This window comes from Johannesbaptistia floridana, from assembly GCF_057440575.1.
Map to the genome: position 1 here is coordinate 15,582 of NZ_JALKVM010000031.1, position 16,058 is coordinate 31,639.

Consider the following 16,058-nt stretch of genomic DNA (forward strand, 5'->3'; position numbering starts at 1 on the left):
GATTGATTAGTTAGACTTTACATATCTTAACTCTCTAAGTCTAACTAACTGAAAATGATCTCATTCTAATAGGGATAACCTTTATACCTCACACTTTTAAAAAATTGCTATAGTAACTTTTGTGTTTGAAAACTTATAAAAAAAACTACAAATATGCCTAAATCAATGCAACAGCTTCGCAAAGAATTAGAAAATATAGAAAGTCAAGTAAAACTAGTTTGTCAAGAAATATATCAAACTTATAATGAATATCTTCAGCTACTTAGTCAAACAGTCAAAAAACAATTAGTATTAGCAGCATATCAAATATGTACGCAAATATATCCCCAAGAATTTCTAAATTTATCCTACTCCCAAAGAGAAAAAATGCAGCAGAAACTCAGAGAAATTAGTCAAAAAGATTTTCAACAAATTTTAGAAACATTGAAACAAACAGAAGAGAATCAAGAAATAAAACTGCAAAAACCAAGTGAAGTGGTCACAGCTTTAGAATATCTAGAAGAATCAATCAAGCAAAAATTAACAGAAATATCAAAAGATAGTAACCATTGTCTACAGGAAACAGGAATTATCTCCGAAGAGATTCCCGGAAAAATTATAGAAATGGCCATTGAGTCAGAAGAAAGCGTGCCCACCATGAATAGTCCAAGTAACTTGTTGTATCTACTGGTAGAAAAACAACCAGAGGGGACAGAAGATTTAGAGGGTATTACAAAAATAAGTGCGATAAATTTACGTCTTCATGAGTTAGAATTTAGTGACCCCAAGTTAAATAGTCAACGCCATCAAATAAATAAAATCAAAGAACAAGTAAGTAAATTAGCAAACAGATATCAAAAACAAGAACAAGACTTAGCAATCGCTGAAGCAGAAGCGGCATGGCGTTCTAGTTGGCATTTTGAATAAAATAAAGAAGTGCGGATGGATATAACTATGCGACATAAATTATGTCCCTCATTTCCTCTCGTCGCTAACCTAAATACAGGTTTAGCGAGAGTCTCCATGAGGGGGGAAAGATGATTAGAGAAACACCAGATTGGGTAAGACTACAAAAAGCCTTATCAATAGAAGTAGAAAACAACTTTGTGAATATACAAGGCCGTCAATATCGTTTTAGTGAATTTCTCTGTTTAAACTTCGGAAAACCCGCACCAGTAGACAGTATCGCTGAACGAAGACAGTGGCAAAAAATAGCAGCAGAATTTGCTCGCTACCCCGAACTGAGTCAAAGTCAAAGACAACATTTAGTGGCCGAGACTCGTCGTTTTCTCTTTGATTTACAAAAAGAAGTAGAAAGACCGACAACACCAATAACAGCAAAAAAACTAAAAACTCAAGAGGTTACAGAATCTCAAGTTAGTAAATCCCTAGCAAGCAGTATTGAACAACCATTAAGCCAAATATTTAATTATAGTCAAAGTAAAAACTTAAGCAAATTGGGACTAAATACAGTTCAAGATGTGCTGCTATACTATCCAAGAGACCACATAGACTACGCAAATCAAGTAAATATAGTAGATTTAGAAGAAGGAGAAACAGTAACAATTCTGGGGAAAGTAAAAAAATGTAGCTGCTTTACAAGTCCAAAAAACAAAAAATTAAGTATATTTGAACTAGTGTTGAGCGATCGCACAGGAAGAATCAAAATAAATCGTTTTTTTGCAGGAAATCGCTATCAGAATAGGGGTTGGCAACAGAAACTAAAAAATCAATATCCCTCAGATTCACTAGTAGCGGCATCGGGATTAGTCAAGAAAAATAAATACGGTATTACCCTAGAAAATCCAGAAATAGAAGTATTAGATAGTGCGGGAGCGCCGATTGCCTCAACAAAAATAGGACGCCTGTTACCAGTGTATCCCCTAACAGAGGGGGTAAGTGCAGATTTAGTAAGAAACACAGTAATTAGTTGTTTAGCAGTAGTGAATCAAATCAAAGAAACACTACCAGTAGAATTAAGAAATCAGTATAGCCTATTAAAGTTACCAGAAGCTATTGCCAATATCCATTTTCCCAAAGATCATCTTTTACTAACCCAAGCCAGAAGAAGACTAGTATTCGACGAATTTTTCTACTTACAACTAGGATTTTTGCAACGCCGCCAACAATTACGCCAAAACTCCCAAGGATTGCCCTTAGCTACCACAGGAGAACTAATTGAACAATTCCAAAAACTGCTACCATTCAGCCTTACCCAAGCCCAAAACCGCGTCATTCAAGAGATTCTCAACGATTTACAAAAATCAACACCAATGAATCGTCTAGTCCAAGGAGATGTAGGTTCAGGAAAAACAATTGTGGGTGTAATTGCCATACTAGCGGCGATTCAATCAGGTTATCAAACAGCATTCATGGCACCTACGGAGGTATTAGCCGAGCAACACTATAACAAAATAGTCAGTTGGTTTAACCTGTTACATCTGCCCGTAGAATTACTAACAGGTTCTACCAAAGCCAGCAAAAGAAAAACCATATATAGTCAATTAGAAACAGGAGAACTACCGATAATTGTTGGCACCCACGCCCTGATTCAAGATACAGTTAAATTTCGTAAACTAGGCTTAGTAGTCATCGATGAACAACATCGCTTTGGAGTGAAACAAAGAGCTAATTTACTAGCAAAAGGCAATTCACCCCATGTTCTGAGTATGACAGCGACTCCTATTCCGAGAACATTAGCTTTAACACTCCACGGTGATTTAGACGTTAGTCAGATTGACGAATTACCACCAGGAAGACAACCAATTCAAACCACTATAGTCAACGGTAAACAACGTCTCCAAGCTTACGACTTGATTCGCCGGGAACTGTCCCAAGGCAGACAAGCCTATATTATTTTGCCCATGATTGAAGAATCGGAGAATCTCAATGCCCGCGCCGCGGTAGTAGAACACAAAAGATTATCAGAGCAAATTTTTCCTAATTTTAACCTAGGCTTGTTACATGGTCGCATGACTAGCACTGAAAAAGAAAAGAGTTTAACTGAATTTCGCCAACAACAAACCCACATAATCGTCTCAACTACTGTTATAGAAGTGGGTGTCGATGTTCCTAATGCTACCGTAATGTTGATTGAAAATGCGGAACGTTTTGGTTTATCTCAATTACATCAACTGCGAGGACGAGTAGGACGAGGTGAACATAAATCTTATTGTTTATTAATATTGGGTAATAATGCTATTGAAGCCCGTCAACGTTTAGAAATTCTCGAACAGTCTCAAGATGGCTTTTTTATCTCAGAAATGGATTTACAATTGAGAGGACCTGGGGAAGTGTTAGGGAAGCGTCAATCTGGTTTGCCAGATTTTGCCTTAGCAAGTTTAGTGGAAGACCAAGAGGTTCTAAATTTAGCTAGACAAGCAGCAGAAAAGTTAATTTTAGTAGATAGAGAATTAACTACCTTTCCCACAGTAAAAAGAGAATTAAATCGGCGTATTCAAAAAATGTTGGGTACAGAAATTCTTAACTAAAAGAAATACTAGCAGCGCGATGGCGCTGCTAGTCAAAGAAAATAATTACAAGGAAAAACCTACCGATGTAAGCCACTCCCTAAAGTACTTTTGCGCGAGAGAAGAAGTTGCCACCAGGTGTATAAATGTCACTAGGGGCGAAACTACCACGACTGAACTGAGCGATTGTATCAATTAACCCATCATCGTTGACTACAGAGATGGTTCCGCCATTGCTTGAAGGAGTTAATACATATTCAAAGCTGTTGTTCAGTACAATTTTGTCTTCGCCGGTGCGGAAACCATTGATAATAGCTCTGTCTCTATTGCCGTTGAAACCATAGAAAACATTGTTTTCGTTGCCCAAAACAAAAGTATCAGAGTCACTACCGCCAAACAATCTATCTCTTTCTCCAGAACCTGGTCTAGAATCAGTCTGATTAACTCCAATAAGTATATCTTCTCCAGAGTTAGCTCTTAGTTGGTCATTTCCTGCGCCACCTACAAGAATATTGTCTTGGTTATCTCCTTCAATCCTATCATTGCTGGAAGTACCAGTAACATTAACAAAGTTTTCTAGGTTGAAATTCAAGCTACCGAAACCTGGAACATTATTAACCTGTAGTTGATTGTTGCGACGAGACAAATCCACGTTAATAGAGATTCCATCATCAGCAGTATTAGAAGCATCAACAGTGTTTTCTAAACCTTGAGGGGCAATAAACTGGTCAATTCTGAAAGCTTGTTGAGTACCGTCGCTACCTTTGGTAATGTTTGTGTTAACATTTCCTAAGAGAATTGTTCCTGTAGGTGTCAAGGTCACTGGAACCTGTAAGCCACTATAGTCTAGAGTATCTACACCAGGATTAGGATCATCTGAAGCACCACCGTTAATCTGATCATTACCCAAAGAACCAAAGAAGGTATTATTCCCACTGTCTCCGATAATTACATCATTATTGGGAGTACCTGCTACATCAACCAGATTCTCCACTGTGAAATTAAGATTGCCTACACTAGTTCGTCTGACATTTAGTGAATCTTGAGACAAGTCAGCTCTAATAAATGCTCTAGTTCCACCCACATCAGAAGCGTCGAGTAAGTTTTTTTCACCTTCAGGTAGAATGATGGTTTCAACGTCACCAGCAACTGTATCTGTACCTGAACTACCTTTTTGGATAATTCCCCGAGGAGTTAAGGTATATGCTTCTGAAAATGAGATGTTGTTGTAGTCAATTACATCTCGACCGAAACCACCTACATAGGTATCATCACCTTCACTACCACCGAAGATATTATTTTGACTATCCCCTGTAATGGTGTCATCGTTATTTGTACCGTTGACGTTGAGGAAGTTTACAATTTCTCTTTGTAAGGTGCCGATGCCAGGAATTACTACTTCTAGAGTCTCTGCACCTAAATTAGCGTTGATCCTAGCACTTCCTGTTGTAGTGCCTTGAATAGTGTTAGCTTCTCCCTCTGCCCCAACAATTATTTCAAAGCCAGTGATATCGTCTTCACCAAGAGAACCATCCTCCCCTTTGAGAATTGCCCCAGTAGGTAGTAAATCAGTGCGTACCCCTAGGTCACTGTAATCAACTGTATCTCTTGCCCCTGTACCACCATCAAGGAAATCATTTCCTAAACTACCTATAACGGTGTCAGCACCTAGACCAGCTTCAATGCTGTTATCATTGTCATCACCCTTGAGGTCGTCGTTGCGTGGAGTACCAATAATCTCTGAGAAGTTCTCAACAGTGAAGGAGATATTACCTGGGAAGCTAGGAACATTTTTAACTACTAGAGAATCTGCCTCTAAGTCTATTTCAAAAGAGGTTGTGCCACTAACTGCGGTGGAACCATCGATGATGTTAGTTTGGTTGGAATTACCGATAATTGTCTCAAGATTGAAAATCTGATCAGTTCCAAAACGACCTTTATCGATGATTCCTTGACTACCAATGCTAATTCCTGTGTTGAGTGAGCTGTAGTCTATCGTGTCAACACCTCCAAGCCCATTGTACAGGTCATCGCCGTTACTAGCGGTGAAATTATTGTCTTCATTATTTCCTGTAATGACATCAGAACGAGGGGTTCCGGTCACATCGAAGAAATTGACAATATCAAAGGAAATTGCTCCTAGACGTGGTACTCCATTTATAGTTATAGATTCATTCTGTAAATCTACATCAAAACTAGTAGTACCACTGACTGCTGTAGATCCATCGATGGTGTTTCTCGCACTAGAACTACCAATAATCTTCTCAATATTTGCAATAGTATCAGTACCGAAAGTACCTTTGTTGATCCTACCCGCTCTTTCTAGAGTAATAGGATTAGAGCCAAGCCCACTATAGTCAGCAGTATCAAAGTCTTCACCACCATCTAAAACGTCATTACCAGAACTAGCTACAAGGGTATCATTCCCTGCAAGTCCCAGGTAAAAATCATTACCAAAGGTTCCTGTATTTAAAAGGTTATTTCCGCTATCACCGATTATGTTCGCCATTCCCAAACTCCCGTGTCTTGATACTATCTTGAAGCATTAAACTTATCATATCACATGATTCAAAAAAAGCAATTATTTTTTGAAAAAAATTTTTTGTTATCGTATGTAATCATTCACTATGCTTAAAACCTTTACTGAGTAAGAGATAGGGGCTTGTGGAAATCATCAGCTTAGGTTTGAAACATTTCGGTGAAGGTAAGACAAGCTCAGATCTTGCACCTTTGCCAAAAGTTGCCAGTTGGGGTTGAGTAATGAGTTTTTTTTAGTATTTATACTTACTTTTTTGAACCAAAAACCCTCGCATCTTTACCTAATGTTACTGGTTGTGGATGAATAATGAGTTTTGAAGTTTTGAAGTTTTGAAGTCTTGGAGTTAAAGAATTAATGCGATCGCGCTTAAAAATTGGTTGACCGAGTGCAAGATCTTAGACTAAAGAGAAATGAACTTTTTCTGAGGTTAATTTAGTACATAAGTACTGGGGGAAGATGTGATATACAGCAGAGGGCAGAAGGAATGAAATAAACATTTTGCAGATTACGTACGCTAAACTAAAAAGAGAAGATAGCTATTTTCAATTTTTTAGTTAACTTCTTATCTTAGATCATGATGGGTACTCGCATCAATGACTCAACCGCAAAATCAAACCTCGATTGTTAAATTTAGACATGAGCAGATTTTAGATAAAAGTAAAAATCGATTTACTCTTGCCTCTGCTCACCGCTTTTTACTTATTGCCGTATCTTTGTGTTTAGGCTTTTCTGCATTTACCTTTAATTTATTCAATGGATACAATCCCTTTATTAAGCAGTATTTGACTTTATTGGAAATTCAGGTAATTGTTGTGGCTATTTATTTTCTTGGGAAATACACTAAGAGTTTTATATCCAAAAAGACTAGGAGAAGCAAAAGATGAAAAATAAGACGATAGCTGCGTTGTTGGCTTTCTTTTTAGGAGGTTTTAATCTATATATCGTTTTAGTTACTTGCTACTATACAAAAAGTAAGTTAATTTTTTATTTAAACAACAATTAAGTTTAAGTTATTATGCTTATGTAAAAAGAGCAGCTAACTAATAAAAGGTAATAAATGAGAAAGAAATTTACGATTATTTATTATTTGCTGACTTTTTTACCTATATCTTTATGCTATTATAAAAGTAGAAAAATTAAGAAATAAACTTTAAACAACTAAGGTTAATTTCGCCTAAACTGTAATTATGTCTCAGTTTATACTAGCCATTGACAATAGTTGAAAGATTAAGAATTGCTCAACTATATTTTAAATTCTGTACTTTTTATTTAACAGGAAGTGAACTCATGGATGTATCGAGTTATACAATTAAACAAATTATTTCGTGGCATTGGCGTTATTTAGAAGAAAAACCAGAAAGTCAAAGAAATAAGTTAAAGTTTGTGAAAATAAACTTTCAGAAAGTAGACATATTATCTCCTCTAAGAAAATGGTTAAACAATTTCCCGCTAAAAAATATCCAAACTGCTCACAGAATTTGTAGTTTGATCCCCGCTCAATGCCCTTTTGAAACAGAATTTAAACTAAGGGGAAAAACCATATTACGTATTCCTGCTTTATGTAAACTTAATCCCCTTTACGAAGAAGTAGTTGCTCTGAGATTTAGATCTTTGTGTTATTTAGAAGAATGTGGTGAAGATTTAAGCAAATACTGCTAAGATAACCATGTACAATATCGAAATCATTGCCGTTGATTAAACATGGCGATAATCGCACTAAAAGCATGGTACATAGAAAAATATGAACCTTTAACAGAGGTACTAAAGAGACCTCATGACCTTCGTTTGAGCCGTAATAGTTTGCTCAAGTCTGGCTTAAGGGCGGACTTTTTAGACGACAGTAAACAAGTAGAAGGGTCAGATTGGTTTAAAAACTATCTTGAAGGCTTAACTATAGAGTTTTATATCGAAGGAAGTGGGGGCTATGTCATCTCTAATATAGATTTAATCTCCCATGAAATTTACTTTACGAAAAAAGACTTATTAGCGACTTTAGAACCAGTTATTTTCCTGAGTCATCAACAAGAAGATAGCACGGCTAGTGAGTGTTTACAAGAGGCCCTGAGTGAAGGGATTGAAGAGCTTAATAAACAATCAAGGCTGGTGTTGAGATTAGAGACAGCTTTTCGCTCTAGTGAAGAACCAACAAGAATGAGTGATTCTCAACTGCGTGGAATTCGTAAAAGTTTACTATTTATCGGGGACATAACTCCGATAATTGCCGTGCGTCAAGGGGAAAAAGTAACCAAATTTCCCAATCCCAATGTATGTTTAGAAGTGGGTTATGCTCTAAAAGTAAAAGGTACCAAGCAGATACTATTAGTACAAAAAGAGCACCCAGAATTAGAGGGGCAATCTCCCTTTGATATTCCAGAGCATCAACAGTTGAATTTTAACAGCGCTGATGAATTGAATAAAACTTTGCTACCAATGTTGAAAACTTTGCTACAACAATTTAATCTCTGAGGTTTTTCGGTGTGAAAAAGGTACAAAGAGAATAGGGAATAGGCGTTGACTCAGAACTTCCACCAAAACCCAAAAGCTACTGGTTGTGGTTGAGTTTTGAAGTTTTGAAGTAATGAGTTAAAGAATTTTAAGTATTTACACTTATTTTTGGGTCCAAAAATCTTCTTAAATACCAAATTCGGGAATTTTTTACCTAGGTTATTTTAGTACTTTTGTTCTGGTGGAAGATGTGAGTTGAGCAAAATATAGAAAAATTAACTTTTTTGCTTTAAATAAATAAACCATGGTATTCTTTACCTAAAGAGATATAAGATAGAGATGACAAAGCGTATCGTTTTGGACTCTATGCTAATCAAGAGCAAAAAGCATTTTTATGGAAATGTTTGTTTGATTCTTTTAGGGCATGTCTAAAATTACTCTATGCGCTCAACTTTGTAAATCTATAACTTAAATCTTGGGATAGTACTTATGTACTGTTTAGCTAAGAAAAAAATCGTTGATTGGCGTTAACAAAAACGCTTAAAGAAAAAATTTTTCGGGTACTTCACATAGTTCTATTTTACTCAAGTATACTTTATGCCTAGGAAAGCAGACGAATACGCAGTTCATTTATTTTTTACAGGTGGTCATCGAGAGGAAGTGCGCTTTACCACGATTCAGGAATTTCAGCAATGGTATAGTAATCATCTGATACCTAAATCTCAATCTAATGATTTTGTGAATATACCAATAAAGAATATTCAGGGAGAATATATGGTAGCCCGCCCGGCGAGTATTGTAGCTATACGGGTAGAACCAATCTTTTTTGGAAGTGTTGAGAGAATCTCAGATACAGAATAACCTTGATTTAAATGGGCAATTTAACAAACTGTGGAGCGAAACAGTCTTCGCCCACAGTCATTTACCAAGCTAGATAATTAAATAAAAATTAAAAATACTGATACATCTATAAATAAACGTTAAAGCATCTTTACAAAAAAAAGCAACTCAAGTTAAATGGTAGCTTGAAGAGAGAAATAGAGTGCTAAAAAACATAGAGTTTTACTAAATTATGTGTAGGTAGTCTACTCTGTATGATAGATGAGGAGGAGTTAGGAAAACTAGAGTGAAATTAGAAGAAATTTTTCAGACGGCCAATCCGGTTATTGGTGTGGTTCATCTCTTACCATTACCTACATCTCCTCGTTGGGGAGGTAGTCTAAAATCAGTAATAGAAAGAGCAGAACAAGAAGCGGCAGCTTTAGCAGCAGGGGGAGTAGATGGCATTATTGTCGAAAACTTTTTTGACGCTCCATTTACTAAAGGAAGTGTAGATGCAGCAGTAGTCAGTGCCATGACATTGATAATCGAAAGAGTAATGAATTTAGTGATGCTGCCGATTGGGATCAACGTTCTACGTAATGATTGCCATAGTGCTTTGGCGATCGCCAGTTGTGTAGAAGCCCCCTTTGTTCGTGTTAACGTTTTAACAGGAGTAATGGCCACAGACCAAGGTATTATTGAAGGGAAGGCATACGAACTACTACGTTACCGCCGAGAATTAGGAACTAAAACGGCAATTTTAGCCGATGTTTTGGTAAAACACGCTTATCCTGTAGGGGAGAGTGATTTAAAAACGGCGGTCCAAGAAAACATCCATAGAGGCTTAGCGGATGGAATAATTATTTCCGGGGTGTCAACAGGGAATCCTCCTTCTCTAGAAGATTTGAAACTAGCAGCAAGTGTAGCCGAAGATACACCAATAATAATTGGTAGTGGTGCTAACTGGGAAAATATACCAAAACTGATGACAGTAGCAGATGGAGTAATTGTTTCTAGTTCACTCAAACGCAATGGAAAAATTACTGAACCCATTGATCCCCTGCGAGTATCTCAATTTGTAGAAGCTGTACCAAAATATTAATTCTAAATCCGGTTATTTGATAATCGGATTAGAACAAAACTCATTACTTCAAAACTTCTTACTCATTACTCATCCACCACCAGTAAATGAGTGGAAAAGATGCAAGATCTGAGGTCAAGGTGCCCATTTAGGTGTCCACCCTGAAAAAGGAAGTTCTTCTAGAGTTACATCGGTAGAATCAACTAAATTACTAGGTGGCGTAATTAACAACCATAAATTGCCACCAATAATTTCTGCACCAGATTCAGTTCTCAAAAGAGGTTCAAAAGTCTCAGAGTCAGTAATTGATTCAAACATATCACTCAAAGATTGCTCTTGATTAGTAGTAATGACTTGATCAAATAAAATACCTAGGCCATCTGGAGACATACTCAGGTGAATATCTTGATAGGATGGTAACTTTAACAAAGGAATAACTTGATTATTTTCCAGATTAATCGCCGCAAAATAGGGAGTTTCTAAATAAGATTCTCCAGTCACTAACTCTGTAAGTAGACAATAAAGATAAGTAGCATGAGGATTAAACTGACAACCAAGAAGAGAACCAGTGGTATTTAAAAGTTCTTTTGTGGTACCAAAATTATTCACATAAAAAAGCGATCGCGTAAAACGAAGTTCTGGGTTATCAGTATTAAAATTCACCAAAGCAGCAGCAGACCCATCGGGGGAAAAAGTGAGTAAACGACCAAATTGAGGCAAAAAACTACTAACTTCAACATTTTCCTCTAGAGAAATCAAAGAAACTCCTTCACCTTGGGCAACAGCAACAGTTTTACTATCGGGAGCGATTAAAAAGTCTCCCCCTTGAAGACCAAGAGGACGAGGTTTTTTACCAATTTCTACCAGCCATAGGTCAAAATCAGTAGGTTGAGAGCGATTAACTCTTTGGACGACAACTTTTTGGCCATCAGCAGAAAAATCAAATTGATTATTTTGATAGTCTTGGTCATCTAAAATTAATTCTAATTGAGAATCAAGAGTACTTTGATTGAGACCAGTAGCAACTCTGTAGAGTTTTAAATGTCTGAGACTATCGGGTTGGGTTTTTTCCACCGCCGCTAAAACAATAAACTCTCTAGAAGCAGAAAACTGAAAATCAGTAACGAGAAGATTTTCAGGAGTCAGAAAATGTGGTTCTTGTGTGGTCCAGTTGTAGAGAATAAGTCGTCCCTTATCAGCCTCGGAAGTAGCAATATAAGCAAAAGCGCGATCGCGACTTTTAACCTGTGCTTGAAAAGGTTGAATCAACTCCCCATTTAATGCCCTAGCCTGAGACAATTCAATAGTATAATTTTCCCCATAGGGAATAGGTTCAGTGAGAGTGTAGGCCAATCTTTTACCAGACCAACTCACCTTACCCGAAAGAGGGGGGGTAATCTTAAGATTAGCTGAGACACTTTCACGATTCATAGGACGGTCAAAACCCAAAATAAAAGCAATATCTTCTTGACCAACCAGGCGATTTCTCCAACTAAAGTAATTAATTTGGGGACCTTGATGTAAAAAACAGTCATTACCACATAGTTTTCCTCCCCAAATGAGCAATCCAATCAGCAAACTCAAAAAGACAATTACAATTATGGCCAAGCGATCAATTGGCAGGGTTTTTTTTCTCCTTTCAGCTTTAATAGGCATAGGGATCAGTAGGTGTAGGAACAATATCAATATTTTTAGGCATAATTACTAGTTTACGTTCTCCCCAAAGAGTTTGAGAGAACATTTCTCCCGTCACCTCTAACCAAGTATCAGGAGGATAATTAGTTCGAGGTTCATTCAAAGCAACTGGTAGAACTACTGAATAGGCATCTATAGCACAACAGGTGATAATAAAACGGCCAACTAGTAAATAGTTATCAGGAAGTTTTTGATCATGAATCACAAAACCCGTAACTTTGACAGGTTGACCAACATAAGCGTCAGGTTCTGGGTAAGCATTAATAGTACGTACCCAATCAACCAGGGAACGGTCTTGGGGTTTAACACTAATTTGGAAGCTTTCTACTTGAGTCTGAGTTACAGGCAAAGAAGTTGTGACACCCCGGTGTAAAGCAGTGGCGCTACTCAGTAAATTGGGACCAATGATTAATCCGAGAATAGCTGTAAATAACATTAAACCCCCTGGTAAGTTCCAAATCATTCCTTTTGTAGATTTTAAATTCCCAGTCAAAGTTTTTCGACCTTGAGAACTCTTAATTAACTGGATTGTTTGTAAACAGCCTATAGCTAGTAAAAATACGCCAGTAGCTAAAACTAAACCAAAATAATTAGGATGGATTAACAATCTCAATTCCCCAGTTAACCAGTATTTGACCATCAAAAAGCCCCAGGTTAATAAGGCTAAAATTTCTGTAATCATGTTTAAACCAAGTAAAATTAAAAAAAAAATTAGTTTTCAAATAAGACTAGCAATTGTTAAGATAATTGTTGTTTCTTGTTTGTCAGTCTATCCTATCTGCATACATAAAAAGAGGAAAAATTATTCATGAAAGCAATGATTCTGGCCGCCGGTAAAGGTACTCGTGTAAGGCCAATCACTCATACTATTCCCAAACCACTAATACCCATTTTACAAAAACCAGTAATGGAATTCTTGCTAGAATTACTACGTCAACACGGCTTTGACGAAATAATGGTTAATGTTAGCCATTTAGCTGAGGAAATCGAAAGTTACTTCCGTGATGGACAGCGCTTTGGTGTTAATATTGCCTATTCTTTTGAAGGAAGAATCGTTGAAGGGGAGTTGATTGGTGAGGCTTTAGGATCAGCAGGAGGTATACGTCGCATTCATGATTTTAATCCTTTTTTCGATGAAACTTTTATAGTGTTGTGCGGAGATGCCCTAATTGACCTAGATTTAACAGCAGCTCTAAAATGGCATAAGCAAAAAGGGTCATTAGCAACATTAGTTACTAAACCAGTAACAATGGATAAGGTATCTAGTTATGGAGTGGTAGTTACTGACTCAGAAGATAGAGTGGTTTCTTTTCAAGAAAAACCTTCAGTAGGAGAAGCTTTGAGTAATAATATCAATACAGGTATTTATATTTTTGAGCCTGAGGTAATTAATTATATTCCTCCTCAGCAAAAATTTGACATTGGTGGAGATTTGTTTCCTAAATTAGTAGAAATGAAAGCGCCATTCTATGCAGTATCTATGGATTTTGAATGGGTAGATATTGGTAAAGTTCCTGACTACTGGCATGCTGTTAGATCCGTATTACTCGGAGAGATTAAAAATGTACCTATTCCAGGGAAAAAAGTAAAAGATGGGATTTATACAGGCTTAAATGTCGCCGTTAATTGGGACAAGGTGGATATAACAGGACCTGTGTATATTGGATCTATGACTAGAATAGAAGATGGAGCAAAAATTATCGGTCCGACGATGATTGGTCCTAATTGTTGGATTTGTAAGGGTGCGACGGTAAGTAATAGTGTAATTTTTGAGTACTCTCGTTTAGGTCCTGGTGTTCGTTTAGTAGATAAGTTGGTGTTTGGACGCTATTGTGTTGATAAAAATGGTACAGCAATTGATGTACAAGCAGCAGCTCTTGATTGGTTGATTACTGATGCTCGTCAAATTCCTTCTTATCAGGAGATTAATGAACATAAAGCGATCGCTGAATTACTTAAGGAAAGAGAATAAGTAATTGTTACTAGAGTTACAGGTAACAACAAAGGGAGATCGCCTAGACCGCTGGTTAAGCCAAGAGTTATCAGATTGGTCCCGCTCTCGTCTACAACGCTTGATAGACGAGGGTTTAGTCTCAGTTAACGGTGAAGTGGTGACTGAGAAAAAAACTAAGCTAAAAATAGGCGATCGCCTAGAATTAAAGATTCCTCCCCCTCAACCTCTCGATTTACAACCCGAAGCTATACCTCTAGATATTCTCTATGAAGATGACCAGCTTTTGATTGTGAATAAACCCGCAGGCTTAGTTGTTCATCCGGCACCAGGTCACGAAAATGGTACCTTAGTAAATGCTTTGTTACACCATTGTCCCAATTTACCCGGTATAGGAGAAGTACAACGTCCTGGTATTGTCCATCGCTTAGATAAAGATACAACAGGCGCCCTAGTGGTGGCTAAGACAGATTTAGCCTATCAACATCTACAGGGACAAATTCAAGCTAAAACAGCCCGGAGAGAATACCTCGGTATAGTTTTCGGAGCACCTCACACCTCTGAAGGGGTTATTGATACTTATATTGGTCGTCACCCTGTAGACCGTCAAAAAATGGCTGTTTTACCTGCTTCAAAAACCTCTAGAAGGGCTATTACTTCTTGGCAAGTTATAGAAAGATTAGGAAATTATAGTTTACTAAAGTTTCAACTTGAAACAGGACGCACTCATCAAATTAGAGTCCATAGTAGTTATTTAGGTCATCCCCTAGTAGGAGATAAAATATACGGATCTGGAGGTAAACTTAAGGTAAAATTAACCGGACAAGCCCTTCATGCCTATTCATTAACCATAAATCATCCTATATCGGGAGAAATAATTCAGGCGATCGCCCCTCTTCCCCAGGAGTTTCAAAAACTGTTGTTAATATTACGCAAAAAAAATGGCTAATTGTGGATTTATGTCGTAAACAGGGAAATAAATTTATATAGCAATTCCAAAGCAATTGAGGTACACTTTCTGTTTTGGTGTTCCCTAAATCCATTAACTTCTGTACCTCAGCAGACGAAAAAAGGCTATATTTTATTCTGGATTAAACAAAAATTCCATAGGTTTCCAATTAAGAACATCATTTAATAAAGCTTGATAACCTTCGGCATTAGGGTGTAAACCATCATTGGAGAGACAAGTTTTTAACCAATCTTGACCTCTTTGGTTCCAGAGAGTAAAGATGTCTAAATAGGGAATATCAAACTCTTGGCAACCTCTTTTGGTAACTTCTGAATAGCGATATTGATCCTCATGATTAAAATAAAAACAACCCTGAAAAGGCATTTTTTCTTCATCCACCGGAACCATGCCAATAAATAATACTGGACAAAGTTTTTGAGCTTGATTCAGTAGTTGATATAATTGGTTTTTAAATAACTCAAATTCAGTAAAACAGCGCCCTGTTAAGCGGCCAATACGAGCTGAATCATTAACTCCGACACTGAGAATAATTAAATCCGGTAAAGTATTTCTGAGTTCGCCACGATGACGAAACTCGGTTTCTAATCTTGAACTTACTTCAATCAAGCGATTACCGCGTACTCCTAAATTATAAATCACTGGACCAGGATTACTAGGGCACATCCACTGACGACGCATTCTCTCAATCCAACCTCCACCAACTGGATCCCCAAAACCGTAGACTAAACTATCGCCCAAAGCCACAATTTTTAGAGGATGAGGTCTGCTGTGATGGTCTCTCAAATTCTCAATGGGATTGAGTGAAGTTTTATATAGGCTTTGCATATAATGTAATTTACTAAACTTAATAATTTTTTAAAAATCACTATAATTCTATTGACAAAAAAATTTTTAGTCAAGGGAAAAACAAAATATAGTCATAGATAAGTCTGTATTTGAGATATCAGTTTAGTAGGGTGTGTCAGTGCTTCGCGCTGACGCACCAAATGATGGAGAGAAGGCAGAAGATCCTTATCCCTAGGGAATTTGTATATTTAGCTACGTTATTTCTTAGGGCTAAATACAGTTGAAAAATATCTACTCATTACTGCTAAAAGTTGCTCATT

The 16,058-nt window shown here is 37.1% G+C and carries 13 protein-coding genes; 9 read left to right on the forward strand and 4 right to left on the reverse strand.

The window, feature by feature from the left end:
- Positions 1–153: 153 nt before the first annotated feature.
- Together MW688_RS02170 and recG are read left to right on the forward strand one after the other, a co-directional pair.
- Positions 154–906 (forward strand): hypothetical protein, encoded by a 753-nt coding sequence (locus MW688_RS02170; RefSeq protein ID WP_486734270.1) that lies wholly within the window; start codon positions 154–156, stop codon positions 904–906.
- Positions 907–1,016: 110 nt separating this feature from the next.
- On the forward strand, positions 1,017–3,470 hold the full coding sequence (gene recG, locus MW688_RS02175; RefSeq protein ID WP_486734271.1) for an ATP-dependent DNA helicase RecG: 2,454 nt from the start codon (positions 1,017–1,019) through the stop codon (positions 3,468–3,470).
- Between the two features lie 79 nt (positions 3,471–3,549).
- On the opposite strand, the gene MW688_RS02180 is transcribed toward recG, so the two are convergent.
- Positions 3,550–5,958, reverse strand: coding sequence for a beta strand repeat-containing protein (locus tag MW688_RS02180; protein WP_486734272.1), 2,409 nt, complete (start codon positions 5,956–5,958; stop codon positions 3,550–3,552).
- 623 nt (positions 5,959–6,581) lie between these two features.
- Between MW688_RS02180 and MW688_RS02185 the strand changes: the two genes are divergently transcribed.
- The 5 genes from MW688_RS02185 to btpA all read left to right on the forward strand — a co-directional run bounded on the left by MW688_RS02185 (position 6,582) and on the right by btpA (position 10,357).
- The gene (locus MW688_RS02185) at positions 6,582–6,872 is read left to right on the forward strand and encodes a hypothetical protein (RefSeq protein WP_486734273.1); all 291 of its coding nucleotides are present in this window, start codon (positions 6,582–6,584) and stop codon (positions 6,870–6,872) included.
- Positions 6,873–7,275: 403 nt separating this feature from the next.
- Entirely contained in the window at positions 7,276–7,647 is a 372-nt protein-coding gene (locus tag MW688_RS02190) for a Mo-dependent nitrogenase C-terminal domain-containing protein (protein WP_486734274.1), read from the forward strand.
- 42 nt (positions 7,648–7,689) lie between these two features.
- A complete protein-coding gene (locus tag MW688_RS02195; RefSeq protein WP_486734275.1) occupies positions 7,690–8,454 on the forward strand; it encodes a hypothetical protein in 765 nt (254 codons plus the stop codon).
- A gap of 576 nt (positions 8,455–9,030) precedes the next feature.
- Positions 9,031–9,294, forward strand: a complete 264-nt coding sequence (locus MW688_RS02200; RefSeq protein ID WP_486734276.1) for a hypothetical protein — start codon at positions 9,031–9,033, stop codon at positions 9,292–9,294.
- Between the two features lie 265 nt (positions 9,295–9,559).
- A complete protein-coding gene (btpA, locus tag MW688_RS02205; RefSeq protein ID WP_486734277.1) occupies positions 9,560–10,357 on the forward strand; it encodes a photosystem I biogenesis protein BtpA in 798 nt (265 codons plus the stop codon).
- Positions 10,358–10,471: 114 nt separating this feature from the next.
- Here the strand turns inward: btpA and MW688_RS02210 are convergent, their stop codons facing one another.
- Positions 10,472–11,992: a WD40 repeat domain-containing protein gene (locus MW688_RS02210; RefSeq protein ID WP_486734278.1), complete on the reverse strand. Its 1,521-nt coding sequence runs from the start codon at positions 11,990–11,992 to the stop codon at positions 10,472–10,474.
- Positions 11,982–12,713: a TIGR03943 family putative permease subunit gene (locus MW688_RS02215; protein WP_486734279.1), complete on the reverse strand. Its 732-nt coding sequence runs from the start codon at positions 12,711–12,713 to the stop codon at positions 11,982–11,984. Before MW688_RS02215 ends, MW688_RS02210 begins: the two co-directional genes overlap by 11 nt.
- A gap of 126 nt (positions 12,714–12,839) precedes the next feature.
- Here MW688_RS02215 and MW688_RS02220 point away from each other — a divergent pair, with 126 nt between their 5' ends.
- Together MW688_RS02220 and MW688_RS02225 are read left to right on the forward strand one after the other, a co-directional pair.
- Positions 12,840–14,003, forward strand: coding sequence for a nucleotidyltransferase family protein (locus MW688_RS02220; RefSeq protein ID WP_486734280.1), 1,164 nt, complete (start codon positions 12,840–12,842; stop codon positions 14,001–14,003).
- Positions 14,004–14,007: 4 nt separating this feature from the next.
- Positions 14,008–14,931 (forward strand): RluA family pseudouridine synthase, encoded by a 924-nt coding sequence (locus tag MW688_RS02225; RefSeq protein ID WP_486734281.1) that lies wholly within the window; start codon positions 14,008–14,010, stop codon positions 14,929–14,931.
- A gap of 132 nt (positions 14,932–15,063) precedes the next feature.
- Here the strand turns inward: MW688_RS02225 and MW688_RS02230 are convergent, their stop codons facing one another.
- A complete protein-coding gene (locus tag MW688_RS02230; protein WP_486734282.1) occupies positions 15,064–15,777 on the reverse strand; it encodes a GDSL-type esterase/lipase family protein in 714 nt (237 codons plus the stop codon).
- Positions 15,778–16,058: the final 281 nt, after the last annotated feature.

Bases quoted from the DNA above. Each gene is read 5' to 3' on its own strand.
- MW688_RS02170 (WP_486734270.1), top strand. From the start codon at position 154: ATGCCTAAATCAATGCAACAGCTTCGCAAAGAATTAGAAAATATAGAA.
- MW688_RS02220 (WP_486734280.1), top strand. From the start codon at position 12,840: ATGAAAGCAATGATTCTGGCCGCCGGTAAAGGTACTCGTGTAAGGCCA.
- MW688_RS02215 (WP_486734279.1), bottom strand. From the start codon at position 12,713: ATGATTACAGAAATTTTAGCCTTATTAACCTGGGGCTTTTTGATGGTC.
- recG (WP_486734271.1), top strand. From the start codon at position 1,017: ATGATTAGAGAAACACCAGATTGGGTAAGACTACAAAAAGCCTTATCA.
- MW688_RS02230 (WP_486734282.1), bottom strand. From the start codon at position 15,777: ATGCAAAGCCTATATAAAACTTCACTCAATCCCATTGAGAATTTGAGA.
- MW688_RS02185 (WP_486734273.1), top strand. From the start codon at position 6,582: ATGACTCAACCGCAAAATCAAACCTCGATTGTTAAATTTAGACATGAG.
- MW688_RS02190 (WP_486734274.1), top strand. From the start codon at position 7,276: ATGGATGTATCGAGTTATACAATTAAACAAATTATTTCGTGGCATTGG.
- MW688_RS02180 (WP_486734272.1), bottom strand. From the start codon at position 5,958: ATGGCGAACATAATCGGTGATAGCGGAAATAACCTTTTAAATACAGGA.
- MW688_RS02210 (WP_486734278.1), bottom strand. From the start codon at position 11,992: ATGCCTATTAAAGCTGAAAGGAGAAAAAAAACCCTGCCAATTGATCGC.
- MW688_RS02200 (WP_486734276.1), top strand. From the start codon at position 9,031: ATGCCTAGGAAAGCAGACGAATACGCAGTTCATTTATTTTTTACAGGT.
- MW688_RS02195 (WP_486734275.1), top strand. From the start codon at position 7,690: ATGGCGATAATCGCACTAAAAGCATGGTACATAGAAAAATATGAACCT.